The sequence below is a fragment of the Streptacidiphilus neutrinimicus genome, from assembly GCF_000787815.1.
GTDB classification, from domain to species: Bacteria; Actinomycetota; Actinomycetes; order Streptomycetales; family Streptomycetaceae; genus Streptacidiphilus; species Streptacidiphilus neutrinimicus.
Genome location: NZ_BBPO01000015.1, coordinates 71,353 through 97,744, shown reverse-complemented (window position 1 = coordinate 97,744; position 26,392 = coordinate 71,353). Strand labels below are relative to the sequence as shown.

At 72.2% G+C, this 26,392-nt stretch carries 23 protein-coding genes; 11 read left to right on the top strand and 12 right to left on the bottom strand.

The genetic code is table 11. The features are described 5' to 3' along the window. Positions 1-801 (bottom strand): RNA polymerase sigma factor (locus TR48_RS46310; protein ID WP_042366239.1); only part of this gene is annotated, 801 nt, incomplete at its 3' end. A 338-nt stretch (positions 802-1,139) separates the two neighbouring features. Here TR48_RS46310 and TR48_RS12835 point away from each other — a divergent pair. From TR48_RS12835 to disA, 3 genes are all read left to right on the top strand, one after another. Further along, positions 1,140-1,322 (top strand): hypothetical protein, encoded by a 183-nt coding sequence (locus tag TR48_RS12835; protein WP_042366237.1) that lies wholly within the window; start codon positions 1,140-1,142, stop codon positions 1,320-1,322. A gap of 64 nt (positions 1,323-1,386) precedes the next feature. Then, entirely contained in the window at positions 1,387-2,934 is a 1,548-nt protein-coding gene (gene radA / locus TR48_RS12830) for a DNA repair protein RadA (protein WP_084729302.1), read from the top strand. Between the two features lie 193 nt (positions 2,935-3,127). After that, a complete protein-coding gene (gene disA, locus TR48_RS12825; RefSeq protein WP_042366235.1) occupies positions 3,128-4,234 on the top strand; it encodes a DNA integrity scanning diadenylate cyclase DisA in 1,107 nt (368 codons plus the stop codon). Here disA and TR48_RS12820 read toward each other — a convergent pair. After that, positions 4,225-5,625 carry a chloride channel protein gene (locus tag TR48_RS12820; RefSeq protein ID WP_042366233.1) on the bottom strand — a complete coding sequence of 467 codons (1,401 nt, stop codon included), beginning with the start codon at positions 5,623-5,625 and terminating at the stop codon, positions 4,225-4,227. The genes disA and TR48_RS12820 overlap by 10 nt on opposite strands. 105 nt (positions 5,626-5,730) lie before the next feature. Continuing rightward, positions 5,731-6,588 carry a hypothetical protein gene (locus TR48_RS43160; protein ID WP_042366300.1) on the bottom strand — a complete coding sequence of 286 codons (858 nt, stop codon included), beginning with the start codon at positions 6,586-6,588 and terminating at the stop codon, positions 5,731-5,733. A 155-nt stretch (positions 6,589-6,743) separates the two neighbouring features. On the opposite strand from TR48_RS43160, the gene TR48_RS12810 reads away from it, so the two are divergent. The 5 genes from TR48_RS12810 to TR48_RS12790 all read left to right on the top strand — a co-directional run bounded on the left by TR48_RS12810 (position 6,744) and on the right by TR48_RS12790 (position 12,051). Beyond that, on the top strand, positions 6,744-7,436 hold the full coding sequence (locus tag TR48_RS12810) for a response regulator transcription factor (protein ID WP_042366230.1): 693 nt from the start codon (positions 6,744-6,746) through the stop codon (positions 7,434-7,436). 66 nt (positions 7,437-7,502) lie between these two features. After that, entirely contained in the window at positions 7,503-8,942 is a 1,440-nt protein-coding gene (locus tag TR48_RS12805; RefSeq protein ID WP_042366225.1) for a sensor histidine kinase, read from the top strand. 185 nt (positions 8,943-9,127) lie between these two features. Continuing rightward, the gene (locus TR48_RS12800) at positions 9,128-10,009 is read left to right on the top strand and encodes an iron-sulfur binding domain-containing protein (protein ID WP_042366224.1); all 882 of its coding nucleotides are present in this window, start codon (positions 9,128-9,130) and stop codon (positions 10,007-10,009) included. 156 nt (positions 10,010-10,165) lie between these two features. Next, the gene (locus TR48_RS12795) at positions 10,166-10,777 is read left to right on the top strand and encodes a TetR/AcrR family transcriptional regulator (RefSeq protein WP_042366223.1); all 612 of its coding nucleotides are present in this window, start codon (positions 10,166-10,168) and stop codon (positions 10,775-10,777) included. Between the two features lie 161 nt (positions 10,778-10,938). Then, a complete protein-coding gene (locus TR48_RS12790) occupies positions 10,939-12,051 on the top strand; it encodes a ferritin-like domain-containing protein (RefSeq protein ID WP_042366222.1) in 1,113 nt (370 codons plus the stop codon). 59 nt (positions 12,052-12,110) lie between these two features. On the opposite strand, the gene TR48_RS12785 is transcribed toward TR48_RS12790, so the two are convergent. Then, a complete protein-coding gene (locus tag TR48_RS12785; RefSeq protein ID WP_042366221.1) occupies positions 12,111-13,076 on the bottom strand; it encodes a hypothetical protein in 966 nt (321 codons plus the stop codon). Positions 13,077-13,230: 154 nt separating this feature from the next. On the opposite strand from TR48_RS12785, the gene TR48_RS12780 reads away from it, so the two are divergent. Both TR48_RS12780 and TR48_RS12775 read left to right on the top strand, forming a co-directional pair. Beyond that, a complete protein-coding gene (locus tag TR48_RS12780) occupies positions 13,231-13,548 on the top strand; it encodes a trypco2 family protein (RefSeq protein ID WP_042366220.1) in 318 nt (105 codons plus the stop codon). 8 nt (positions 13,549-13,556) lie between these two features. Next, entirely contained in the window at positions 13,557-16,784 is a 3,228-nt protein-coding gene (locus tag TR48_RS12775; protein WP_052442631.1) for an NACHT domain-containing protein, read from the top strand. Between the two features lie 103 nt (positions 16,785-16,887). Here TR48_RS12775 and TR48_RS12770 read toward each other — a convergent pair whose 3' ends face one another. Beyond that, positions 16,888-19,407 (bottom strand): ATP-dependent Clp protease ATP-binding subunit, encoded by a 2,520-nt coding sequence (locus TR48_RS12770; protein WP_042366219.1) that lies wholly within the window; start codon positions 19,405-19,407, stop codon positions 16,888-16,890. 418 nt (positions 19,408-19,825) lie between these two features. On the opposite strand from TR48_RS12770, the gene TR48_RS12765 reads away from it, so the two are divergent. Beyond that, positions 19,826-20,293, top strand: a complete 468-nt coding sequence (locus tag TR48_RS12765) for a hypothetical protein (protein WP_052442630.1) — start codon at positions 19,826-19,828, stop codon at positions 20,291-20,293. Here the strand turns inward: TR48_RS12765 and TR48_RS12760 are convergent. The 7 genes from TR48_RS12760 to TR48_RS12730 form a co-directional block, all read right to left on the bottom strand. Next, complete coding sequence (locus TR48_RS12760; RefSeq protein WP_042366218.1) at positions 20,224-20,574, bottom strand: histone-like nucleoid-structuring protein Lsr2; 351 nt, start codon at positions 20,572-20,574, stop codon at positions 20,224-20,226. The genes TR48_RS12765 and TR48_RS12760 overlap by 70 nt on opposite strands. A 91-nt stretch (positions 20,575-20,665) precedes the next feature. Then, entirely contained in the window at positions 20,666-21,169 is a 504-nt protein-coding gene (locus TR48_RS12755) for an amino-acid N-acetyltransferase (RefSeq protein WP_042366217.1), read from the bottom strand. Between the two features lie 9 nt (positions 21,170-21,178). After that, positions 21,179-21,619 (bottom strand): BlaI/MecI/CopY family transcriptional regulator, encoded by a 441-nt coding sequence (locus TR48_RS12750; RefSeq protein ID WP_042366216.1) that lies wholly within the window; start codon positions 21,617-21,619, stop codon positions 21,179-21,181. An 84-nt stretch (positions 21,620-21,703) separates the two neighbouring features. Continuing rightward, the gene (locus TR48_RS44295) at positions 21,704-21,850 is read right to left on the bottom strand and encodes a hypothetical protein (protein WP_042366215.1); all 147 of its coding nucleotides are present in this window, start codon (positions 21,848-21,850) and stop codon (positions 21,704-21,706) included. A gap of 10 nt (positions 21,851-21,860) precedes the next feature. Next, positions 21,861-23,390 carry a bifunctional lysylphosphatidylglycerol synthetase/lysine--tRNA ligase LysX gene (gene lysX / locus TR48_RS12740; RefSeq protein WP_084729300.1) on the bottom strand — a complete coding sequence of 510 codons (1,530 nt, stop codon included), beginning with the start codon at positions 23,388-23,390 and terminating at the stop codon, positions 21,861-21,863. 94 nt (positions 23,391-23,484) lie between these two features. Further along, a complete protein-coding gene (locus tag TR48_RS12735; RefSeq protein ID WP_042366214.1) occupies positions 23,485-24,921 on the bottom strand; it encodes a hypothetical protein in 1,437 nt (478 codons plus the stop codon). A gap of 204 nt (positions 24,922-25,125) precedes the next feature. Next, positions 25,126-26,392 (bottom strand): LPXTG cell wall anchor domain-containing protein (locus tag TR48_RS12730; RefSeq protein ID WP_161789816.1); only part of this gene is annotated, 1,267 nt, incomplete at its 5' end.

Genomic DNA, 26,392 nt, shown 5'->3' with positions numbered 1-26,392 from the left:
GGCCCGCTGCCGCACCACCGCGACCTGGTCGCGGTGGTGCGCCCGCTGGGGCGGCCGCACGGGGGCCGCGTGCACCGGGAAGCCACGCCGGTCGAAGCGCGGCTCGGGCACGTCCTCCACCTCACCGGCCGCGCGCAGCGCGGCCCGGGGCAGGTGCACCAGCGGCAGCGACCCGGCCGCCCGGAACGCCCCCGGCCACGGCCCCTCCGCCGCGCCGCGCTCCGCGGTGCCCCGGCAGGTGGGGCAGTCGTCCAGGTGCCGGACCAGCTCGTTGCGCAACGCCCTGCCGAGGACGGGCCCGCGCCCGCGCCCGAGCCGGCTCAGCTCCGGGCAGGCGTCCGCGGTGAGGACGGAGAGGGCCGCGGCCGTGCGCTCCACCTCGCAACTGCCCTGCGTCAGCAGGACCCCCGCCGTCTCGGCCCGCACCCCGAGCACGGCGGCGATCTCCTCGTTCTCCAGCGAGTGCCGCCCCGCCAGCTCCAGCGCCTCGCGCTGGGCGGGCGACGTCCCGGCGGCCTCCGGCCAGGCGAGCCGGGCCAGGCGTGACCGCGCCGCTGCCGACTCCGTCACGGGCCTCGCCCCGCCGTCCTCCGCCCGCGCCTCCAGCCGCACCAGGCACACGTACCGGGCGAGCGCGTACAGCCACGCGCGCTCCGACTCCGGTCGCCGCAGCCGCCGCCGATGGCGCGCGGCGAGCCGCCGCGTCTGCCGCACGGCGGCCACGGCCGCGTCCTGGTCGCACAGTACCGACAGGCAGTAGCTGAACAGCGCGTCGGCGAGTTGGTCCTGCAGGGTCTCCACCTCTGTGACGGTAGAGACGCCGCGCCACCCCCTCCGGGGAAGCCACCTCCAACCACACTTTCGGGTGAGACGTCGCAATATCGCCCGCCCGGCCTTGCGGATATCCGTGTGCCATCTGTTGGCGATCTCTCCTGGCATTCCGTCGCGCCCGCACACCGACCTCCGACCGGACGTCGCGCGGGCCTCACCAGCGGAGACCCGTATGCACAGATCCTTGGGCGGTCGCTTGCGCACCGCCCGCACCGGCGCGGCGGCCCTCGCGCTCGCCGCGCTCGCGGTCGGCCAACCCACGCGGACGGCGGCGTCCCGACCGCACCCACCTGGACACCTCGCCGGCCGTGAGCTCGGACGTCTACACGGAGCACGGCTCCAGCGGCGGCGTCGGCGTTCCGACGACCTTCACCCTCACCCCCAAGGTGAAGGGCGTGGCGAGCTACACCTACGCCTTCAACTGGGGCCAGGGCACGACCGTCAAGGCCGAGGGCCAGGGTGACGCCAAGCTCTCCTGGACGCCACCGTGAACCGACCGCTGCCCGGTCACGCGGGGGACCACTGCCTGTCAGTGGTCCCCTGTAGCGTTCCCGCATGGCCGCGCGATCCAGTTCCTCGAAGACACGGAGCACCTACCGGTGCTCCGAATGCGGTTCCACGCCGCCCAAGTGGACGGGGCGTTGCACCGAGTGCAACGCCTGGGGCACGGTGGAGGAGGTCGGCGGGTCGCCGGCGGTGCGGACCACCGCGGCCGGGCCGGTGTCCTCGCCCGCGCGGCCCATCGGGCAGGTGGACGCGACGGTCGCGGTCTCGCGGCCGACGAACATCGACGAGCTGGACCGGGTGCTGGGCGGCGGGCTGGTGCCGGGCGCGGTCGTGCTGCTGGCCGGGGAGCCCGGTGTCGGCAAGTCGACACTGCTGCTGGACGTCGCCGCCAAGGCGGCGGGGCCGGAGCGGCGGACGCTGTACATCACCGGGGAGGAGTCCGCCTCGCAGGTGCGCCTGCGCGCCGACCGGATCGACGCGCTCTCCCCGCATCTCTACCTCGCCGCCGAGACGGACCTGGCGGCCGTGCTCGGGCACATCCAGCAGGTGCAGCCCACCCTGCTGATCCTGGACTCGGTGCAGACCGTCGCCTCGGCCGAGCTGGACGGCGCGCCGGGCGGCCCGGCGCAGATCAGGGAGGTGGCGGCCGCCCTGATCCGCGAGTCCAAGACGCGGGCCATGTCGACCCTGCTGGTCGGTCACGTCACCAAGGAGGGCGCGATCGCGGGCCCGCGCCTGCTGGAGCACCTGGTCGACGTGGTGCTGCACTTCGAGGGCGACCGGCACGCCCGGCTGCGGCTGATCCGCGGCGTCAAGAACCGCTACGGCGCCACCGACGAGGTCGGCTGCTTCGAGCTGCACGACTCGGGCATCGTCGGCCTGCCGGATCCGTCCGGCCTGTTCCTGACCAAGCGGGCGGAGCCCGTCCCCGGCACCTGTCTGACCGTCACCCTGGAGGGACGGCGGCCGCTGGTGGCGGAGGTGCAGGCGCTGCTGGTGGATTCGGTGATCCCCTCCCCGCGCCGCGCCACCTCGGGCCTGGACTCACCGCGTATCGCGATGATCCTGGCCATGTTGGAGCGCCACGGCGGGGTCCGGCTCGGCAAGATGGACATCTACGCGGCCACCGTCGGCGGGGTGAAGCTCTCGGAGCCGTCCGCGGATCTGGCGATCGCGCTGGCGCTGGCCTCCTCCGCCGCCGACACCCCGCTGCCGCAGGGGATGGTGGCGATCGGCGAGGTCGGTCTCGCGGGCGAGGTGCGCCGAGTGACGGGCGTGGAGCGGCGGCTGGCCGAGGCGGCGCGGCTCGGCTTCACCCACGCGCTGGTCCCGCCGGAGCCCGGCAAGGTGCCGAAGGGCATGCGGGTGGTGGAGGTCGCCACCATCGGCGACGCGCTGGCGGCCATCCCGGGCCGCCCCGGGCGCGGCGGCGGGCGGCGCGCTCCGCGTCAGGGCCGGGAGACGAACGGCGCGGAGAACCGCCGCGGCCGGGTGGATCTGACGGACGAGCGGCAGCGCGCCGTCCCGAACTACCTCGACATTCCCGACAGCGCGGACGAGCTGATGGCCGGCTGGGAGGAGATCGAGCCCGAGTGATCCCTCGGATTCCCTGTGCCGGGGGGCCTTGCGAGGCCTCGCGGTGGGTGTGCGAAGCGCCCCGTGTGACCTGTGTGAGTGAAGTGACGAAATAACACCGATTCCCCGGCCTCCGTAATATCCGGGCACACTCACAGGCGGTCACCGGTAAACTCGTACGCGCACACCGCACCCCACCGGAGGAGTCGCCGCCGTGGCAGCCAACGACCGGGCGGACCGCTCCTCCCGCGAGGAGGCCCTGCTCCGGGCTTCCCTCAGCGCCATCGCCCCCGGCACCGCCCTGCGGGACGGCCTCGAGCGCGTGCTGCGCGGCCGGACCGGCGGTCTGATCGTCGTGGGCTTCGACAAGCAGGTCGAGGCGCTGTGCACCGGCGGTTTCGTCCTCGACGTCGAGTTCTCCGCGACCCGCCTGCGCGAGCTGTGCAAGCTCGACGGCGCGGTGGTGCTCGACAAGGACATCACCAAGATCGTGCGCGCGGGCGTGCAGCTGGTCCCGGACGCGGACATCCCCACCGAGGAGACCGGCACCCGGCACCGCACCGCCGAGCGGGTCAACAAGCAGACCGGCTACCCGGTCGTCTCGGTCAGCCAGTCGATGCGCCTGATCGCCCTCTACGTCAACGGCGCCCGCCGCGTCATCGAGGACTCCGCCGCCATCCTCTCCCGGGCCAACCAGGCGCTGGCCACGCTGGAGCGCTACAAGCTGCGCCTGGACGAGGTCTCCGGCACGCTCTCCGCGCTGGAGATCGAGGACCTGGTGACGGTTCGTGACGTGGCGGCGGTGGCGCAGCGGCAGGAGATGGTCCGCCTGATCGCCAGTGAGATCGCGGGCTACGTGGTGGAGCTGGGCACCGACGGCCGCCTGCTCTCGCTCCAGCTCGACGAGCTGATCGCGGGTGTGGAGCCGGACCGCGAGCTGGTCGCCCGCGACTACTTCCCCGAGCGCGCCGCCAAGCGCGGCCGGTCCGTCCAGGACGTGCTGACGGACCTGGAGGCGCTGACCCACTCGGAGCTGCTGGAGATCCAGACGGTCGCCAAGGCGCTCGGCTACCCGGGCACGCCCGAGGCGCTGGACTCGGCGGTCAGCCCGCGCGGCTACCGACTGCTGGCCAAGGTGCCGCGCCTGCCGAACACGGTGATCGAGCGCCTGGTCGAGCACTTCGGCGGGCTGCAGAAGCTGCTGGCCGCCAGCATCGACGACCTGCAGACGGTCGAGGGCGTCGGCGAGTCCCGGGCCCGCTCGGTCCGCGAGGGGCTCTCCCGGCTGGCCGAGTCGTCCATCCTCGAACGCTACGTCTGAGCCCTTCCGGGGTCCGTTCCCACTCCTGGCTCGGCGGGCGTCGAGCTCCGCGCTGGCTCGGGCGGCCGGGGTCTCAGCTTCGTCGCCACGACGAAGCTCACCACCGCGGCGACGAGCATCAGCGGCGCCGCGTCCTTCGCGTTCGCACCCACCAGCAGGATCGCCAGCAGGCTCGCGGTGACCGGCAGGCCGGTGATCGCCGCGCCCGAGGCGGCCAGGCCGACGGAGAGGCCGGCCGCAGCCCCGAAGCCGGGCAGGCCCGCGCAGGCGATCCCGGTCGCCGCGCCCACCATGATCGCCGGGAAGATCGGCCCACCGCGCAGCGAGCCGAGGCTGATCCCCCAGGCCAGCCCCTTGAACAGGACCAGCAGCACCAGTGTGGCCACACCCCAGGACTGCGGGTTCGCGGCCAGCTGACTCAGCGTCTCCTGGCCGGAGAGCGCGGCCTCCTCCGGTGACCGGCCGGTGAACAGGGCGTAGGCGGCGGTGCAGACGCCGACCCCGATGGCGCAGAGGACGATCCGCAGGCCGGTCCGGCGCTCGGTGTAGGCGAAGGTGGTCCAGCCGAGCGCCTGCACGGCGACGATCACGACCGCGATCAGGGCCGCGAGGGGGATGCCCCACAGGTAGTCCGGGGCCGTCGGGACCTGGCTCTTGGGTTCGCCCTGCAGGGTCAGGGCGCCGATGGAGAGACCGGTCCAGTGGCCGAACCCGGTGAAGACCAGCCCGCCCACGCCGCTCGCCAGCAGGCAGGGCACCACGAGCAGCAGCAGTTGCGAGCCGCCCAGCCCGGCCGCCTCCAGCACCATCACGCAGCCGATCAGCGGATTACCGAAGATCGTCGCGATGGCGGCCGAGGAGCCGGCCGTCGCGACGATCGCCGCCGCCTTCGGCTGCGCCTCGCGCTGGGCGCGGCGGACGCCTAGCAGCGCCAGCGCGCCGCCGAGTGCCATCAGCGGCGCCTCGGGTCCCAGGGAGGCGCCGAGCGGCAGCACGATCAGGGCGGCGAGCACGATCGAGGGCAGGTAACTCGGCGGCTGCGGGGGGCCGCCCAGCCCCCGCACGGGGAGATGGCCGCCTTTGCCGGGCATCCGGGTCAGCACGGGCACGACGAGCAAGCCGGTCAGCGCGAGCGTCGGCAGCGGCCACCACCACGGTGGCTGGTGGTAGCCGAGCCCCGAGGGGAGCGACGTCCAGACCCAACTCTGCAGCTGGTGCTCGAAACCGACGAAGCCGAAGGCCACCAGGGAGACGGGAATGCCGATCAGGGCGGCGAGCAGCAGCAGCTTCAGATAGCCGGGGCTGAGCAGCACGGCCTTGAGCTGCTCAGCCCCCGGGGCCGCCTGCTGGGGAGCCGCCGGTGCTTCTGTGCCTGCCTGGTTCGACGCCATGGGCCCAGCTTCAGGCGCTCGGCCTGGCGTGAACGTGGGGACATACCGGACAATCTGACGACTCACCCGTTCGGGCGAGCATCGCCTGGCGCGCCGCCGAGGCGGTCAGCTGCCGAACGGCGCCAGCTTGAACCAGTGCTGCGGCTGCGCCGAGACGCCCCCGAGGCCGATGTGCGCCACGTACGTCCCGGCCGGGGCGCTGCTGCCGCCGTCACCCGGGGTGCAGCCAGGCTTCGAGGTCGTGCGGCCCCAGCCGAACAGCGCCGTCAGCGGTCCGTCGCCCGCCGCCGGGACGGCGTACCACTGGGAGGAGGTGTCCTTCGGGCAGTAGCTGGAGGACCAGACCGTCGCGCCCGTGTCGGAGGTGATCGTCAGCACCGCCGACTTCGCGCCCAGGTCCACCTTGCAGGCGGAGCCGCCGGTGTTGGTGATCCCGAGCTGGAACCCCGGGAACTGCGAGGGACGGTAGGTCTGCGCGGTGCTGGTCAGCGACAGGTCGAGATCGGTCGCCACGCAGGTGGGCAGGCTCCTGGTGCCCGGCTCGTTCGGCGTCAGCGTCGAGCCGGAACCGCCCGTGCCCACCGTGCCGCCCGCGGGGGAACCCGTGCCGCCGGAGGTCGCGCCCGTGCCGCCCGAGCCTGAGCCGGTGGGGCCCGTCACGACCGGGGCGCCGCTCGGCGCGCTCGTGGGCGCGCCCGAGGCGGCGGAGCCCGGGCTCGGCGAGGCCGAGCCGCCGCCGCCCACCGCACCGTCGTTGGAGCCGCCGCGCGTCGGGCCCGGCGTCAGCGAGCTGGCCGGGGTGCCGGCGCCGCCCGCGCTCGCCTTCCGGTCCGGGCCGCTGCCGCCGAAGGCGAGCACGCCGACCAGCACGACCGCGGCCGCGAGGGCCGCGAGCACGACGATGCGCCGCCGCCAGTAGATTGACGCCGGCAGTGGTCCGACAGGATTGCGCAAGGAAGGCACGAGCAAACCTTACGAGAGTTCCACCCCTCCTCAGTGCAACACCGCCGTACCTGCTGCTTCTTCTTTCACATCATCGTCCTGTTCGGCCGACTGGTGGTCAGCAATGGGCCGCCCGACTGGCTTTGGCCCGATCCTTGAATAGACGTGGAGGCGTGATGTCGGGACGCGTGCTCGTCGTCGACGACGACGCGGCGATCCGCCGCTCACTGGAGCGCGGACTGCGGCTCAGCGGGTTCACCGTGCTGGTAGCCGCGGACGGCGCGGCGGCGCTGGACCTGATGGGGACCGCCTCGCCGGACGTGCTCGTGCTGGACGTGTCGATGCCCGGCATGTCGGGGACCGAGGTCTGCCGCCGGATCCGGGCCGACGGCGACGAGACCCCGGTGCTGATGCTCTCCGCGCTGGACGAGCTGGCCGACCGGGTCGCCGGGCTCCAGGCGGGCGCGGACGACTACCTGATCAAGCCCTTCGCACTGGAGGAGCTGGTGCTGCGGCTGCACGCCCTGCTGCGTCGGCGCCCCGCTCCCGCGCCGACGGAGGTCCTCCAGGCCGGTCCGCTGGTGGTCAACCCGACTACCCGGCAGGCCTTCCGCGAAGGCGCGGAGCTCAAGCTGACCCGCCGCGAGTTCGCGCTGCTCGAGCAGTTCGTCCGCAACCCGGGCATCGTGCTCACCCGCGACCAGCTGCTGGACCGCGTCTGGGGCTACGACTTCGAGGTGCGCACCGACGCCGTGGACACCTTCGTCAGCTATCTGCGGCGCAAGCTGGAGGAGGGCGGCCGGCCCCGGCTGCTGCACACCGTGCGCGGCGTCGGGTTCGTCCTGCGAGAGGCTGGTTCCCACCGATGAGGCCGAACAGATGAGCCCGAAGAGGAACGCGGCCGGACGGGAGGGAACCCGATGAGAGCCCGGCCGATGAAGCTGTCGACGCGGCTGGCCCTGTGGGTCGCGCTGACCGTGCCGCTGGTGGTGCTCGCGCTCGGCGCACTGCTGGTCGGCCTGGTCGGCCACGACCTGCGGCAGCAGCAGAACGCCCGGCTGCACACCCTCGCCGTCGCCCTCCAGCCGGACGCCCGCAGCGTGCTGTCCGCCGCGCGGGGCGGGCGGCCGAACGTCGAGCGGCTGCGCAACCGGCAGGTCCTCTCGGCCGCGCTGGACGCGGGCGTGCTCGTGCTGGACAGCCAGGGCGACGTGGCCGTCGACGGTGGTCCGAGGCCGAGCGCGAGCATCCCGCTGCCGCAGCCCACCGACTCGCTCATCAGCCTCCCCGGCTTCCGGGCCGTCGGCGTCTCGCTGCCCGGCGCCGCCGCCGGCACGCTCTGGGTCTTCTCCCCCGACAGCTCAGTCAACACCCAGCTCGCGACCGTCCGCACCAACGTGCTGTTCGCCACGCTGGCCGCGGTGCCGCTGGCCGGCCTGCTCACGCTGGCGCTGGCCCGCCGCGCCACCCGCTCGCTGCGCGCGCTCGCGGCCCGGGCGTCCGCGCTCGACCCGCGCGGCGGGGCGGCCGCCTTCCGGCGCGACCCCTCCGGCGTCACCGAGGTCGACGACCTCGCCACGGCGCTCAGCACCGTCCTCGCCCGCTACGACGAGCAGGCCGCGCGGACGGGCGAGGCCCTGGAGACGGCCCGTGCGTTCGCCTCCGCCGCCTCCCACGAGCTGCGCACGCCGCTGATGTCGATGCAGACCAACCTCGACGTCCTCGCCGCGCATCCCGACCTCCCGGCCGGCGAGCGGGCGGAGGTCGTCACGGACCTGCGCGTGGAGCACACGCGGCTGCTCGAGCTGCTGACCGCGCTGCGCACGCTGGCCCGCGGCGACCTCGTCGAGGCCGACGCGTTCGCCGAGCTGGACCTGGGCGAACTCGTCGACTCCTGCGTCGCGGCCGTGGGCCGCGCGCGGCCGGAGGCGTCGCTGACGTTCTCGGGCGGCTACGGCGTGCGGGTGCGGGCGTGGGAGCCGGGGCTCAAGATCCTGGTGACCAACCTGCTGACGAACGCGGCCGTGCACGGGCACCTGCCCGGGCAGACCCCCCATGTGGCGGTCGGGCTGACCGTCGCCGGGCCGGAGGCGGTGCTGACGGTGGACGACTGGGGCCCGGGCATCCCGCCCGAGCGCCGGGCCGAGGTCTTCGAGCGGTTCGTCCGCGGCGCGGAGAGCCCCGGCTCCGGGCTCGGGCTGACCCTCGTCGCCCAGCAGGCGGCGCTGCACGGCGGCACCGTCACCGTCTCCGAGACACCGGGCGGCCACGGCACCCGCTTCCTGGTCCGCCTGCCCCTGAGCGGCACCCCGTTCCCCGGCCCCACCCGGCGCAACTGGCTGACGCAGACCCTCCAGCTCCGCTCCCTGCGGTAGCCGCGGAGCGAGGCCGCGGCCTCTCAGCCCCAGGCCCGAAGCCGCAGCCGGGGCCGGGGCCGAAGCCGCAGCCGCAGCCGCAGCCGCAGCCGCAGCCGCAGCCGGGGGACGCGGGCGCCTCACGGCCGAGGTTCCCACCCGTGCGGCCCCGTGCCGCCTGGCGGGCCAACTAGACTCGTGCCGCCATGGATACCGCAGTCGACACCCTCCACCGTCCCGTTCTCGCCTGGTACTCCGCCTCCGCGCGGGACCTGCCCTGGCGGCGGGAGGACGCCTCGCCTTGGGCGGTGATGGTCAGCGAGTTCATGCTGCAGCAGACCCCGGTCAAGCGCGTGCTCCCCGTCTACGAGGAGTGGCTGCGCCGTTGGCCGACGCCGAGGGCGCTCGCCGCCGAGCCGGCCGGCGAAGCCGTCCGGGCGTGGGGGCGGCTGGGCTACCCGCGCCGGGCGCTGCGGCTGCACGCCGCCGCGACCGCGATCACCGAGCAGCACGGCGGCGAGGTGCCCGCCGACCACGCGCAGTTGCTCGCGCTGCCGGGGGTCGGCGAGTACACCGCCGCGGCCGTCGCCTCCTTCGCCTTCCGTCAGCGGCACGCCGTGCTGGACACGAACGTGCGGCGCGTCCTCGCCCGTGCCGTCTCCGGGCAGGAGTACCCGGCGAACGCCACCACCGCCGCCGAGCGCCGCACGGCGGCCGCGCTGCTGCCGGACGACGCGGAGACCGCCGCGACCTGGGCCGTGGCAGTGATGGAGCTGGGCGCGCTGGTCTGCACGGCGCGGACGCCGGACTGCGGACGCTGCCCGGTCGCGCGCGGCTGCGCCTGGCGGCAGGCGGGGTCGCCGCCGTGGGAGGGCCCGGCCCGGCGCGGGCAGAGCTACGCGGGGACCGACCGGCAGGTGCGCGGGAAGCTGCTGGCCGTGCTGCGGGAGGCTCCGGGCACGGTGACCCAGGCGCAGCTGGACGCGGTGTGGGAGGACGGCGTGCAGCGGGCGCGGGCGCTCGACGGCCTGGTCGCGGACGGGCTCGTGGAGCCGGTCGCGGCGGGCGTGTACCGCCTGCCGACGTGATCCGGAACACCCCGGACACGCTCCGGACACGACCCGGATCCTCATCCGAACCCCACCTTGCTTGCCGACCGGCTAGTAGCGCTGAACGGAGCACGATAAGCTCGTGCTAGTCCTGCGCGAGGAGCGCAGCTGATCCGGCGGAGCGAGTAGACAGCGATGACCACCCAGACCCCCCGTGGGGATACCCGGGAGCGCATTCTCGACGTGGCCCTGGAGCTCTTCGTGGAGCACGGCTACGAGAAGACCTCGCTTCGCGAGATCGCCGACCGGCTGGGGGTCACCAAGGCCGCGCTGTACTACCACTTCCGCACCAAGGAGGACATCCTCGCGGGCATCGTCGCGCGGATCTCCGAGCCGATCGAGCAGACCATCGCCTGGGGGCAGCAGCAGGAGTACAGCCCGGACGTCCGGGACGAGATCCTGCGCCGCTTCGCCGAGGGCATGGCCGACCGGCAGCCGATCCTGCGGTTCTTCCACGAGAACCAGCCAGCGATCCGGGAGCTGGAGGTCGGTAACGCGTTCAAGGACCGGATCATCGTGCTCACCCGGCTGATGCAGGGGCCGAGCCCCTCCTTCGAGGACCGGGTCCGCGCCACCGTCGCGCTGATGACGGTCAACGTCGCCGCCTTCGTCGCCGACGCGCACGAGCGCGAGGAGGAGAAGCGCGACCTGCCCGAGCTCCCCGACGACGTCACCCGCAGGGAGACGGCGCTGCGGATCGCGCTCGACGTCGCCGACCGGATCGGCAAGGTCGCCACGGAGGCGTAGCGGGCACCCCGTACGCACGTATTGACACCGCGTCAATACCCGGGTGCCACAAGGAATCGTTCGACAGGGACACTCCGTCGCTGTGTCCGATCGCCGTTGACCGGTTGGTAATGCCATGTGACGCTCCTGAGGAGCCTTTCCGGCGTCCAAGGAGCGAGTCAATGTCGACGTACGACCTGTACACCACCAAGCCCTCGGAACAGGACGGCCAGTGGACCGTCCCCGCGGCCGGCTCCGCCCGGTTCAACTGGGAGTACGACGAGGGCCGCGAACGGCTGCTGAACCTGTACCAGAAGGGCAAGGACAAGCAGTGGGACCAGGTCAAGCGCATCGACTGGTCCCTCGAGGTCGACCCCTACGACCCGCTGGGCGTCCCCGACGAGGCGATGACCCTCTACGGCTCGCGGTACTGGGACAGGATGAGCGAGGCCGACCGCGCCGACCTGCGCCGGCACTACGCCTCCTGGCAGTTCAGCCAGTTCCTCCACGGTGAGCAGGGCGCGATGGTCTGCGCAGCCCGCATCGTTGCGTCGGTGCCGGACATGGACGCCAAGTTCTACTCGGCCACCCAGACCATGGACGAGGCCCGCCACGTCGAGCTGTACTCGCGCTTCCTGCACGAGAAGATCGGCATGCTCTACCCGATCAACGACAACCTGCAGTCGCTCCTCGGCGACACCCTGCGCGACTCCCGCTGGGACATGCCCTACCTCGGCATGCAGGTGCTGATCGAGGGCCTGGCGCTGGCCGCGTTCGGCATGCTGCGCGACACCACCAGCAAGCCGCTGCCCAAGCAACTCCTCGCCTACGTGATGCAGGACGAGGCCCGCCACGTCGCCTTCGGCCGGATGGCGTTGCGCGACTACTACGCCCAGCTCTCGGCGAAGGAGCTCGCCGAGCGCGAGGAGTTCGTCATCGAGGGCTGCTACCTGATGCGCGACCGGCTGCGCGGCGTCGAGGTGCTGGAGAACTTCGGCATCCCGAAGAAGGACGCCGAGGAGCTCAGCGAGAACAGCGAGTACCTGCAGTTCTTCCGCAAGCTGCTGTTCTCGCGGATCGTGCCCTGCGTCAAGGACATCGGCCTGTGGGGCCCGGGGCTCCAGCAGGCCTACCTCGACATGGGCGTCTTCGACATGGGCGACTCCAACCTCGACGCGCTGATGCTGCAGGACGAGGAGATCGCCGAACGGCTCGACGCCGAGCGCTTCGCCGCCGAGGAGACCGCCCGGGTCGAGGAGGTCAGCGAGGCGATCGCCCAGGGCGCGGAGTCCTGAACCCGAAGTCCTGAACCCGCACTCCTGGGCGACCGCCTCGGCACGCCTCAGCCCTTACCTCAGTGGGTGACCGTCACCAGGCGGTCGGCGGAGGCCTCGAACGGGTCGTAGGAGGCCGAGACGATCACCTTCTGGGACGCCGGCGCGCCGGCGTCCCAGTGCGTCACGCGCACCCGGACCGTGTAGCTCGCGCTCGCGCCGTTGGCCCAGTGGGCGGGCAGCTTGGGCAGCCCGGCGCCGTCGGTGCCGATCTGCACCCAGCGGCCGTTCTCCCACAGGTCGTAGACCAGTGTGGCGTTCAGCGACCCGCTGCCCGGCAGCTCCTCCAGCACTCCGGGCTGCAGCGGCTGCGCGACGGCGGCGCCGGTGTGGTTGGTCAGCGTGTAGCGCAGCACCAGCGGCTTGCCCGGCGCCACGACGTTGCCGCCGGTGAGCGTCTGCACGATCGGGCCGCCGGTGTGGGCGGTGCCGACCTGGAGGTTCAGCTGACGGTCGGCCGACCACCCCTGGCCGTTCTGGGCGGACACGTTGAAGCCGAGGAAGAGGCGGTCGTCGTTGACCGGCCAGGCCTTGGTCGCGGCGAGGCTGACCTTCCAGGTGTAGGTGGCGTGCGCCGGCAGCGTGAAGGCGCCGTTGACCGGGCCGTGCTTCGGGTAGAGGAAGCCGAGCAGGCCGCCGTCCTGGCCGCCGAACTCCACCGTCGTCGCCGGGGCGTGGACCGGCGTCACGCTCAGCTTCACGTCGGTCCCGTCGACCGAGAGCGCCCCGTGCGGGCCCCCGCCGATCTCGCTGCCGAACGCGACGGCCTTGCCGGAGGTGTTGGTGACGGACAGGTCGAAGACCTTCGCCGCCCCGCCCGGCACCAGCGGGCCGGGCTGGATCCGACCCAGCGTCATCACCAACGGGCTCTTGGCGGCGGCCGCCTTCGCGGGCTGAGCGGCCTGCGCCGCACCCGGCAGGGCGACGGCGGCGGAGACCGCGGCGACAACGGCGGCCCCGGCGAGAACCTTGCGGCGAACGGACATGAACCAACCCCCACGTGCGTGCATTTCGGTGGTCGCCCTCCCGGCGACACCGAAATCCTCGCCGACGGTCGTTCGCACCCGATCCCTGTCCTGTCACCGCTTCGCAACAGCCGAAAGCTCGTTCCCCGAGCCGGACTTCGGGGATCATTGCGGCATGGACGAACACCGCGTCGATCTCGCCGACGCCATCGAGGCGATCCGCGACCAGCTCGTCACCGCCGCCGTGCGCGGCGCAGGCTCCGAGCTGGCCTTCGAAGTCGGCGACATCCAGCTGGAGTTCACCGTCCAGCTGAGCCACGACCGCACCGCGAAGGGCGGCGTGAAGGCCTGGGTCCTGACCGCCGGCTACGAGTCCGCACAGACCCGCGCCGACACCCAGCGGGTCAGCGTCACCCTCAAGCCGAAGCAGCGGACGAGCGGCGCGGACGTCCTCGTCGGCAACGACAACGCCCCTGACCTCGACGGCTTCTGACGGCTCCGATGACGCATCCTCAACGCGAGCGCATCGCGGCCGTGCTGGGCCGCAGCCAGGGCAGCGGGTACCTGCTGAGCCCGTGGATGGTGGTCACCGCCGCGCACGTCGTCGGCGAGGAGCCGACCGCGCAGGTGGCCGTCCCCGGGTTCGGCGGCCCGAGGACGTGCCGGGTGGCCTGGCGACGGCTGGACGAACGGTGCGACGCCGCGCTGCTCGTGGCGGAAACGGATTTGCTCCCGGCGGAGGCGTTCCGTGGTTTCGAGCGGCTGACCTGGGGCTTCCTGGCCGATCTGGGCGCGCGGCGCGGGGCGGTGGCCGTGGGCTTTCCGCAGGTGCAGCGCCGGGCCGGAGAGCGCCTGGACAGCGAGCAGATCGTCGGCACGCTCAAGCCCGCCAGCGGGCTTCTGAGCGGGAGGCCGGTGCTGGACAGTGAGCACCGGCCGCCGGAGGGCGCGGTGGACGGCTCACCGTGGGCGGGCATGTCGGGGGCGCCGGTGTTCCTCGACAACTGCCTGGTCGGGCTGGTCCGCTCGGTGCCGTCCCGGTGGGGTGATGCACGGCTGCAACTGACCCTCGGTGAGGAGTTCGTCCTCGCCCCGGAGGTCTGCGAGCTTTTCGACGAGGGCAACGTCGGCTTCCTCCGGGCCCGCCTCCAGCCGCCCGCCGACACCTTCGAGCAGCGCCTGCGCGCGTACCTCGCGCGGGAGTGGGACAAGGTGCGGATCTACGGCGTCACCCGCTCCGGGCGCGGGGACGGCGAGTGGCGGCTGGACATCGCCTACCTCAGCCTTGAGCTCGCCGACCGCGAGCAGCCGCGGCGGGACGCGGGCGACGAGGACGTGCCGCCCTCGGCGCGGCGGGTCGAGGACGCGCTCGCGCAGCAGCCGCGGATCCTGCTGCGCGGGAACGCGGGCTCCGGCAAGACGACGCTGCTGCAGTGGCTCACGACGCTCTCCGCGCGCGACGAACTCCCGGATCAGCTGCGCCAGTTCAAAGGCTGCACGCCACTGTTGCTGCGGCTGCGCGCGCTGGCGCGTCCGGGGCAGGCGCTGCCGGGGCCTGAGGAGTTCCTGAAGGCGTCGGGGAACCCGCTCGCCGGGTTCCCCGGCTCGGAGGGGTGGGTGAGCGCGCGGATGGCCGAAGGCCGGCTGCTGCTGCTCGTCGACGGCATCGACGAGGCCCCGGCGAGCGAGCGGCGGCGGGTGCGGGAGTGGCTGAGCGGGCTGCTCGCCGCCTACCCCGACATCCGCTGCGTGGTCACCACGCGCCCCTCCGCCGTCCGCGAGGGCTGGCTCGCCGACCTCGGCTTCGCCGAGCTGGACCTGCTGCCGATGAGCCGCTCCGACGTCGCGGCGTTCATCGACCGCTGGCACGCCGCCGCGGCCGTCGGCGCCGGCCGGGACGAGGACCAGCGGGAGCGGCTGGCCCGCTGGCGGACCATGCTGACCGAGGCCGTGGGCCGCAAGCAGGACCTCGGCCGGCTCGCCACCAACCCGCTGATGTGCTCCCTGATCTGCGCGCTCAACGCCGACCGGCAGGGCCATCTGCCGAGCGGCCGGATGGCCCTCTACGACGCCGCCCTGGAGATGCTGCTGGTCCGGCGCGACGAGGAACGCGGCGTCGACCCGGCCTCGGAGGGGCCGGCGCTCAGCGAGGCCCAGCAGCAGGCGCTGCTGCAGAAGCTCGCCTACTGGCTGATCCGCAACGGGCAGTCGGAGCTGTCGGAGAGCCAGGCCCTGGCCCGCATCGAGCACGCGCTGCCGCAGATGCCCCAGGTCCAGGGCTCCGCCGAGGCGGTGCTGCGCCACCTGCTGGTCCGCAGCGGGCTGCTGCGCGAACCGGCGCCCGGAGCGGTCGACTTCGTGCACCGCACCTTCCAGGACTACCTCGGCGCGCAGGCGGCGATCGAGGAGGGCGACATCCCGCTGCTCGTCGAGCGCGCCCACGAAGACCAGTGGGAGGACGTGATCCGCCTCGCGATCGGCCACGCCCGCCCCCGCGAGCGCGCCGACCTGCTCACCCGCGTCCTGCGCCGCGCCGAGGAGGAGCCGCAGCACGCCCACCGGCTGCGGCTGCTGGCGGCGGCCTGCCTGGACACGGCCGTCGAGCTGGACCCGTCCGTCCGCGAGGCCGTCACGGCGGCCGCGACGGCGCTGGTCCCGCCGCGCAACGTGACGGCGGCCCGGGAGCTGGCCTCGGCCGGTCCGGTGGTGCTGGAGCTGCTGCCCGGCCCGGAAGGTCTGGACGACGAGACAGCCCACGCGGTCGTCGTCTGCGCGGGCAACATCTTCAACGAGCGCGCCCTGCCGCTGCTGGCCGCCTACGCGGACCACCCGCATGTGGACGTGCGCGCCCAGCTCGCCTACTCCTGGCGGAACTTCGACACCGAGCAGTACGGCCGCGAGGTCATCACGCGGCTGGACTGCTCCCCCGACCTGCGGCTGATGATCAGCAGCCGGGCCGAGGCCGCGTTCGCCGCCGCGCACCTCTCCCTCGTCCGCCGGGTCGAGTTCTCGGGGGACCTGCCGCAGGACGTCGTCGAGGCGATGCCGCTCCCCCCGCTGCTCGAGTGGCGGCTGCACGAGAACCCGCGCCCGATCGACCTGTCGTTCCTGCGCGCCGCCGCGGAGCTGGAGCAGCTGATGATGATCAACTGCTCGGGCGAGCTGGACCTGGCGCCGCTCGCCGGGACGGCGATCCAGCGGGTCATCATCCTCGGCTGCCCCGGGACCGCGTCCTGGGCCGCGCTGGGGCGGATGCCGCGGCTGACCCACCTGAGCCTGGCCGACGCCGGGTCGTTCCTCGACTTCCTGCCCGGGGAGCTGGAGGGGATCCTGCGGGCCCCGGCACTGGGCTCGCTGCGGGTGATGGCCAGGGACATCATCCCCGAGGGCTGGCCGGTGCTGCGCGAGCACGGCGGGATCACCGCGCTCGACCTGGACGAGCCCGACCTCGCGAGCCTGTCCGCTCTGGCGCCGCTGCCGCAGGTCACCGCGCTGCGGCTGCGGAACCCGCGCGGCCTCCACCTGCTGCGCGAGGTCGCCCGGGTCTTCCCCGGCCTCGCGTCGCTCTGGATCTACGGCGCGGACGGGGCCGTGCTCCCGACGGACGCACTGCCGCCGGGTCTGCTCCTCGCCGTGGACGGCGGCCCGCCGCCCGGCGCCGAGCCCGTCCCCACCCCGCAGGTCCGCTGGGCGCGCCAGCTCCCCTGGTACCGGATCCTGGCCCACTGAGCGGACACCCGCGGCGGGCGGACGACGCTGCTGAGCGGACGACGAAGGGCCCGGCTCCCTCGGGGGGAGCCGGGCCCTTTCGTGCTGCCTTCGTCAGGCGTCGTTACGCGGTCATGTCCGTCGGACCGGCCGCGGCGACCGGCGGGGCGTCGGCCACGGGGGCCTTGTCCGCGCCGTGGAAGGTGAACTTGGCTTCCTTGCCCTCGCCCTCGACGTCCACGACGACGATGTGGCCGGAGCGCAGCTCGCCGAAGAGGATCTTCTCCGACAGCGTGTCCTCGATCTCGCGCTGGATCGTGCGACGCAGCGGACGCGCGCCCAGCAGCGGGTCGTAACCGCGCTTGGCGAGCAGCGCCTTGGCGGCCGGACGGAGCTCGAGGCCCATGTCGCGGTCCTTGAGGCGCTCGTCCACCTTGGCGGCCATGAGGTCGACGATCTGGATGATCTCGTCCTCGCCGAGCTGGTGGAAGACCACGATGTCGTCGACGCGGTTGAGGAACTCGGGGCGGAAGTGCTGCTTGAGCTCCTCGCCGACCTTGGCCTTCATCCGCTCGTAGCCGGTCTGGACGTCGCCCGTGGCGGCGAAGCCCAGGTTGAAGCCCTTGGAGATGTCCCGGGTGCCGAGGTTGGTGGTCATGATGATGACCGTGTTCTTGAAGTCCACGACCCGGCCCTGGGAGTCGGTCAGGCGACCGTCCTCCAGGATCTGCAGCAGCGAGTTGAAGATGTCCGGGTGGGCCTTCTCAACCTCGTCGAAGAGGACGACCGAGAACGGCTTGCGGCGCACCTTCTCCGTCAGCTGGCCGCCCTCCTCGTACCCGACGTAGCCGGGCGGGGAGCCGAACAGGCGGGAGACGGTGTGCTTCTCGCTGAACTCGGACATGTCGAGCTGGATCAGCGCGTCCTCGTCGCCGAAGAGGAACTCGGCGAGCGTCTTGGACAGCTCCGTCTTACCGACGCCCGAGGGGCCGGCGAAGATGAAGGAGCCACCGGGGCGCTTCGGGTCCTTCAGACCCGCACGGGTACGGCGGATGGCCTGCGACAGGGCCTTGATCGCGTCCTTCTGGCCGATGACGCGCTTGTGCAGCTCGTCCTCCATGCGCAGCAGCCGCGAGGACTCCTCCTCGGTCAGCTTGAAGACCGGGATGCCGGTGGCGGTGGCCAGGACCTCGGCGATGAGCTCCTCGTCGACCTCGGCCACGACGTCCATGTCGCCGGCCTTCCACTCCTTCTCGCGCTTGGCCTTGGCGGTCAGGAGCTGCTTCTCGTTGTCACGCAGCGACGCGGCCTTCTCGAAGTCCTGCGCGTCGATCGCGGACTCCTTCTCGCGCCGCACGTCCGCGATCTTCTCGTCGAACTCGCGCAGGTCCGGCGGCGCCGTCATCCGGCGGATGCGCATCCGGGATCCGGCCTCGTCGATCAGGTCGATCGCCTTGTCCGGCAGGAAGCGGTCCGAGATGTAGCGGTCGGCCAGCGTGGCGGCGGCGACCAGGGCGGCGTCCGTGATCGAGACGCGGTGGTGCGCCTCGTAGCGGTCGCGCAGACCCTTGAGGATCTCGATGGTGTGGGCGAGCGACGGCTCGGCGACCTGGATCGGCTGGAAGCGGCGCTCCAGCGCGGCGTCCTTCTCCAGATGCTTGCGGTACTCGTCCAGCGTGGTGGCGCCGATGGTCTGCAGCTCGCCTCGGGCCAGCATCGGCTTGAGGATCGAGGCGGCGTCGATCGCGCCCTCGGCGGCGCCCGCACCGACGAGGGTGTGGATCTCGTCGATGAACAGGATGATGTCGCCGCGGGTGCGGATCTCCTTGAGGACCTTCTTCAGGCGCTCCTCGAAGTCGCCGCGGTAGCGGGAGCCGGCGACCAGGGCGCCGAGGTCCAGCGTGTAGAGCTGCTTGTCCTTGATCGTCTCGGGCACCTCGCCCTTGACGATCGCCTGGGCCAGGCCCTCGACGACGGCCGTCTTGCCGACGCCGGGCTCGCCGATGAGGACCGGGTTGTTCTTGGTGCGGCGGGACAGCACCTGCATGACCCGCTCGATCTCCTTCTCGCGCCCGATGACCGGGTCGAGCTTGGCCTCGCGGGCGGCCTGCGTCAGGTTGCGGCCGAACTGGTCGAGGACCAGGGAGGTCGACGGAGTGCCCTCGGCCGGCCCGCCGGCCGTGGCGGACTCCTTGCCACCGGAAGTCTGGTAACCGGAGAGCAGCTGGATGACCTGCTGGCGCACCCGGTTGAGATCGGCGCCCAGCTTCACCAGGACCTGGGCGGCGACGCCCTCGCCCTCGCGGATCAGGCCGAGCAGGATGTGCTCGGTGCCGATGTAGTTGTGGCCCAGCTGAAGTGCCTCGCGGAGCGACAGCTCCAGGACCTTCTTCGCCCGGGGGGTGAAGGGGATGTGACCGGACGGGGCCTGCTGGCCCTGGCCGATGATCTCCTCGACCTGCTGGCGAACCGCCTCGAGCGAGATCCCGAGGCTCTCCAGGGCCTTAGCGGCGACACCCTCACCCTCGTGGATCAGGCCCAGGAGGATGTGCTCGGTGCCGATGTAGTTGTGGTTGAGCATCCGGGCTTCTTCCTGAGCCAGGACGACAACCCGCCGCGCGCGGTCGGTGAACCTCTCGAACATCGTTAATCGCTCCTCAGAGCGGTCGGGGCAGTGAGGGAAAATCCCCTCCCTGTCCTACCGCATGCTAGTCCCGGAGGCCGGAACAGCTCCTCACTCCAACCGTCGACACCCGCTGGTGGGGGACCGTGCGACGGCCGACAATGACTCAAACCGAATGCTGCGGGATGGTGTTCCCGCAGGCCAGGCAGATCCACCTGGAATCGCTACGCCGACGGCGAACGCCCCCGAAGGGCGTCACCGACACGCCGCGACACCACCGCGCGACGGGCTTCCCACTTGGGCATTCATACCCAGTGGCGTACCCCGCCGCAGCCTCGGTGACTCCCGGGCGACTCCGTCCGGTGTTCGCTGACCGAGGAATCCGGCGATTCCCTATGTCGAGCGTAACCGGAAGCAGGGTCTTCTGGTTGGTGGATATGTGCCCCCGCTCCCGCCCGGCGCAGCAGAACAGGCCGCCTCTCCCCTGCCGGAGAGCTGCGACCTGCTCGACGTGCCGCTGCCCGGCGGCCTGCTCGCGCTGGCCCGGATGGACCGCCGCGGCCGACCGACCGGCGCCGTCTGGCGCCGCGGGGACCGACTGCTGTGGCCGGTCCCCCTCGGAACGGCGGAAGAACTGCCCGGGGTGCTCCACTGGCTCGGCTGGGGGCACCTGGACGGGGTCCTGCGGGCGACCGGCGCACGGGGTGCCGACGGCCCGGGCGGCGCCGCGGGGGCGCTGCCGTTCCGGCGCGGGCCCGTGCCCTCACCCGAACCGGTGGACCGCCTGCTCGACACCTGTGCCGACGCCTGCGCCCAGCTGCAGCTGCGACGCCTCGATCAGCCGTGGGCCTTCTCGTACGCCTCACGGATGTTGCTCGGCACGCGGCCGCGCTCGTTGACCTCGTAGCCCTGCTCCTTGGCCCAGGCCCGCATCTTGGCGGTGTCCGGGTTGCCGCCGACCGGGCGGGCCGCGACGGCGGCCCGACCGCGGCCACGGCCGCCGGCGGAGCGGCCGCTCTGCTTGCGGCCCTTGTCGGTGTAGGGGGCCAGCAGCTCGCGCAGCTTGCCCGCGTTCGCGTGGGTGAGGTCGATCTCGTAGGCAACCCCGTCGAGAGCGAACGTCACCGTCTCGTCCGCCTCGCCGCCTTCGAGATCGTCGACAAGAAGGACCTGGACCTTCTGCGCCACGGGTGTCCCTTTCCTCAAAAGCCTGGATTACTCGTCGGAAAGCAAACCGTCTTTCCGCGAAAAATTCAACCGGCCCCCGAGAACTCATCTCTCACAGATGCAGCAGCATCCGGGTGTTGCCGAGGGTGTTCGGCTTGACGCGTTCCAGATCCAGGAACTCCGCGACACCTTCGTCGTAGCTTCGCAAGAGCTCCTCGTACACGGCGGCGTCCACCGGAGTCGAGGCGATCTCCTGGAAGCCGTGTTTGGTGAAGAACTCGACTTCGAACGTCAGGCAGAAAATACGACGCACGCCGATCCAGCGGGCGGTGTCCACGAGCTTCTGCAGCAGCGCGTGCCCGATGCCGGTGCCGCGGCAGGAACGGTCCACGGCCAGGGTGCGGACCTCGGCCAGGTCCTCCCACATGACGTGCAGTGCGCCGCAGGCCACGACCTCGGCCGTGTCGTCGCGTTCGGCGACCCAGAACTCCTGGAGAGACTCGAAGAGGGTCACCGTCGGCTTGTTGAGCAGGATCCGTTCGCGGGCGTACCCGTCCACCAGGCGTCGGATCGTGGGCACATCGGCGGTCCGCGCGCGGCGGATGGTGACCTGCATGCGCAGACGCTACCGTGCCCCGCCCTCTTGCGATGACTCGCCTTCCGGCGACGAACGGACCTCGTCCGCGTTGATATCGACGGGGAAGATGGACGGCGCGAAGATGCGAAGAGCGTCGCCGAGTGCCTCCTGCTGCTCCGGCGACATCATGCCGAAGAAGTGCACCAGAGCCGCCGCCGGCTTGTCACTCGTCTCCCACGCGTCGTTCATCAGCGCCGCGGTATAGGCCTCGCGGGTGGAGACGGGCGCATATCGATACGCACGGCCTTCCTGTTCCCTGCGCAGCCAGCCCTTCTGGAACAGCTTGTCCATCACGGTCATCACCGTGGTGTATGCGATCTCCCGTTCCCGCTGGAGATCCTCCAGAACCTCGCGAACGGTGACTAGCCGGTTCCACTGCCAGAGCCGGGTCATGACCTCGTTCTCGAGTTCACCCAGTGCGCGCACCATGACAGTGCAAATATCACTTTTGCCCGGATTAATCCACGACAGAAGGGGGTGTGGGGTCAAACCCCACACCCCGGTCCGTTCGCGCTACTCCTGGGAGGCCGTCATCGCCTCGGCCGCCGCGTCCTCCTTGGACGCGTTCGCGCCGCCCTGGTTGCGGAAGAGCGTGCGGATCATGAAGCCGAAGGCGATGGCCATCACGACCGGCGGAGTCAGAGCCTCGATGTACTGCATGGGGCCGACTCTACTCGGGCTTCACGAGCGGGAAGAGGAGGGTCTCCCGGATCGACTTGTTGGTGAGCAGCATCACCAGGCGGTCGACACCGAGCCCCATCCCGCCGGTGGGCGGCATGCCGTACTCCAGGGCCCGCAGGAAGTCCTCGTCCACCTGCATCGCCTCCACGTCGCCGCCGGCCGCCAGCAGCGACTGCGCGGTCAGCCGCTCGCGCTGGTCGACCGGGTCGATCAGCTCGGAGTAGGCGGTGGCGATCTCCTTGCCGAAGATCACCAGGTCCCACTTCTCGGCCACCCCGTCGACGGAGCGGTGCTTGCGGCTCAGCGGGGAGACCTCGGTCGGGTAGTCCCGGATGAAGGTCGGCTTGACCGCGTTGTGCTCCAGCAGGCGCTCGACGAACTCCAGGATCAGCTGGCCGTGGCCCCACTTCTTCTCGTAGGGGACGCCGTGCTCGTCGGCGAGCTTGCGCAGCTCGTCCACGGAGGTCCCCGGGGTCACCTCGACGCCAAGGCGGGCGCTGATGCCCGGGTAGACGCTGACCTGCTCCCACGGCTCGGCCAGGTCGATCTCGACCTCCTCGCCGTGCTGGTCGAGGCCCCGGATCACGGTGGTGCCGAGCGCGTCCTTGGCCGCGCTCAGGATCAGGTCGCGGGTCAGCTCAGCCTGGGTGTCGTAGTCGCCGTAGGCCTCGTAGGCCTCGATCGCGGTGAACTCCGGGTTGTGGGTCGCGTCGGCGCCCTCGTTGCGGAAGTTCCGGTTGATCTCGAAGACCTTCTCCACCCCGCCGACCATGAGCCGCTTGAGGTACAGCTCGGTGGCGATGCGCAGGTAGAGCGTCATGTCGTACGCGTTGATGTGCGTGGTGAACGGACGCGCGTTGGCGCCGCCGTGGATCGGCTGCAGCATCGGCGTCTCGACCTCGAGGAAGCCGCGGCGCTCGAAGGTGTCGCGCAGCGAGCGCAGCACGCGGACGCGCAGCTGCATCATCTCGCGGGCCTCGGGGTTCACGATCAGGTCCACGTAGCGCTGGCGCACGCGAGCCTCCGGGTCGGCCAGACCCTTGTGCTTCTCCGGCAGCGGGCGCAGACACTTGGACGTGAGCTCCCAGCGGTCGACCATGATCGACAGCTCACCGCGCTTGGAGGTGATCACCTCGCCCTCCACGCCGACGTGGTCGCCGAGGTCGATGTCGGCCTTCCAGGCCGCGAGACGCTCCTCGCCGAGCTTGTCGAGCGAGAGCATGACCTGCAGGTCGCCGGTGCCGTCGCGCAGCGTCGCGAAGCAGAGCTTGCCGCCGGTGCGGCTGAGCATGACGCGGCCGGTCACCCCGGCCCGGTCGCCGGTGGCGGTGTCGGGGTCGAGCCCCGGGTAAGCGGCCCGCAGGTCGGCCAGCGTGCTGGTCCGCGGGAACCCGACGGGGTACGGGTCGACGCCGGCGGCCTTGAGCCGCTCCAGCTTCTCGCGCCTCACCCGCATCTGCTCGGGGAGGTCGTCGGCGCCTGCTACGGCCGGGGCTGCGGGGGTCTGCTGATCGCTCACCCCACCAGGGTATCGACCGCACGGGCGTGCCCCGCCACTCGTTAAACCTCGAAGTGGCGGGGCACGGCGGTCATCGTGCCGAAAGGCGGGCGCTTTAGTTGATGCGGATCGCCGCCGTGTCGTTCCGGGGGTCCGGGTCGTACCAGACGCGGTACGGGTTCTGGCCGTTCGGGACGTTGGGCCAGTAACGCACCCGGACGGTCCCGGTGGCGCCCGCGACGTACGTGTCCACCCGCAGGGTCAGGGTGAAGGTCAGCCTGGTCCCGCTCTGCTGCCCGTACGCGCTGCCGCCGCAGTAGTACCCCTGCTGGGGCTTGGCGGAGTCGTACGGGGCGCACGACGCCGAGGTGCCGACCACCGTCGTGCCCGGAGGCGGGGTGATCATGAGCCCGGGCGTCGCCTCGCCACCGCCGCTGTAGTCGGCCAGGTCCGCGGGGCCGTGGTTGGTCAGGGTGAGCTTCACGGTGACCCGGCCACCGCGGGCCGCCTTCGCCGAGAAGCCGGTGGTCCCGAAGTCGGCGGTGTTCCGTGCCGTCACACCCGTGATGAAGCTGTGGTCGTAGGTGTTCGCGAGCTGGGCCGTCCCGGCGGGCGCCGAGGTGGCGCGGCCGGGCTTGACCACCTTCAGGCCGAGAACGGCGCCCTTGCCCTGGGTCCAGACGTAGCCGCTGCCGGGCGTGGTGATCCAGTCCCAGGTCGCGCTGTCACCCCGGGGGCCGACAACGCCCTGCATCTGCTCGAAGAGCGCGCGCGAGGTGAAGCGGAGGCGCATCGGCTGGGCCGTCGCCACCTGCTCGCCCACCCGCAGCGTGCCGTTGAAGCTGCACAGTGCCACGGACGCGCCGCCGGCCCGGCCGGGGTGACCGTAGCGGCAGTTGGCGTAGTGGGTGGCGAACGTCAGCCCCGAGGACGCGAAGAACAGCACGCGGGAGCCGTTCGCCGGCCGGTTGCCGGCGTTGGTGAAGCCGACCGGCTCAGAGACGACCGAGTGGAGCGGCTGCTTGCCGAGGTCCTGCGACACCGACGTGAGCTTGAAGTCCGGGCCGCCGACGGTCACCTGGCCGCCGCCGCCCACGATGGTCGCGGCGGACGAGTGGCCGGTGATCTTGTAGCCGCCCGTGGCACCGGGCTTGGCGCCGGGCAGCGCCGAGAGCACGAACTGGCTCGCGCCGGCGATGCTCTGCGGAACCGTGGTCGAGTCGCCCTGGAACGACTCCGAGCAGGTGGCGACCAGGCCGTGAACGGCGCAGTTGCCCGAGAAGACCACCTTGGCGACCTTGGCGAGACCGCGGGCGTCGATGGTCAGCGTGACGTCGGAGGCGTCGACGTGCTTGGCGTTCGCGAGCCAGGTCCAGTTCACCTGCACGCTCCCCTTGCCGGGGAGCGCCGCCTCGTACGGCTGCTGGAGAGTGACGACCGGATTGGCGGTCGCCGTGGTGGACGCCTCGGCAGCCCCCGCGCCGAGACCGAAGGTGAGCGCCGCGACCGCCGCCCCGAGGGCAGTCGCACGGCGGATGACGGATCGTTTCAAAGGACCCCCCTGAGTCAAGGGGCGCCCGGGCCTCAGCCACAGGCGCCGCGCAGGAAGGCTAGGGCTGGACCAACGGCGCCAATGGGCCACGGGGGGACAGGCGGCCCCAAACAGGCGGCGGATTCTTACCGGATTCACTCGCGCGTTCGCCCGCCGGACGGCGAAGGGCGGCCCGTGGGCCGCCCCTCGGAGTGGGTCGAACGGTTACGCGTGGCCGCCCTGGCGACGACGGCGGGTCAGCAGCACCGAGGCCGCGCCGAGGAGGACGGCGCCGAGGCCGGCCGCGGCCAGGGGGAGGGCGTCGGAGCCGCCACCGGTGTGGGCGAGGCCGCCGGTCGGGGACGGGGACGGCGTGGCCGGGGTGGAGTGGGTCGGGGTGGGCGTCGCGGTGGCGGTCGCCTTGGTGGCGGTCACGGTGAACTCGGCCACGTCGTCGGCGGGGTCGTTGTCGTTCTGCGAGCCGATGACGCCCGCGAGGCCGGTCGCCTGCTTCAGCGCCTTGGTGGGCTTGAGGCCGAAGGTGAAGCCGGCCTGCGCGCCGGGCTTGAGCACGTGGCGCACCGCGCAGGCGTACATCGGGCCGTCCGGGCCGGAGCCGCTGTCGCTGCCACCGAAGCGGGCGACGGCGTGCGTGCCGAAGCCGGCGTGGGCGAGCAGCCCGTGCAGGTCGCCGGACGTGGTGCCGTTCTGGACGGGCGGCGGGCCCTGGGGGACGAGCTCGCAGTCCTTGGGCAGCACGCTGACGGAGACGCCGTTCGGCAGGAGCACGATGACCCCCGCGGTGATGTCCTTCGTGCCCGGGAAGACCGACGTCGGGACGCTGCCCGCGTTGCGTACCCCGAAGGTGGCGTCGGCGGTGTGCCCGACGGTGCCGGTGATGCCGTGCGGGGCGGTCACGGCGAGGTCGTACGACGTGACCAGGTGCAGCTCGGAGACGCGGACGTTGTTGTCGTAGTTGATGTCGACCGGGGTGCGCGCGAGCTGCGACGCGGGGGCGGGCACCAGGGTCAGCGGGGCGCCCTTGCCCGACGTGCCGCCGCCGAGCTGGGTGTCGATGGCGCCGCCCTTGACGTCCCAGCCGTAGAGCAGGCCGTCGCCGCTCAGCGCCTGCTGACCAGCGGTCAGCGGCACGGGGGTGGCGAGCTCGTAGGACGTGCCCGGCTGGATCACGGTGTCGAAGTGGCAGACCATGGCAGCCACGCCGCCGTAGAAGCAGTTGCTGAAGCCGCCGCCGAAGTCGTAGCCACCGCCGCTCATGGTGTCGAGGACGAGGGTGACACCGCCGGAGGCCGCCTGGTCGCCGACGTTCTGCACGACCGGGTTCAGCGGGGTGGCCTGACCGGCCTTCACGTCCACGGTCGCGGGCAGCGCGCCGACGGCGAGGTCCGGGCCGGAGCCTACGGTGACGGCGGTGACGGTCGGCGGCGCCTGCCTGTCGGCGGTCGCGTTGGTGGCCGTCACGGTGAAGCGC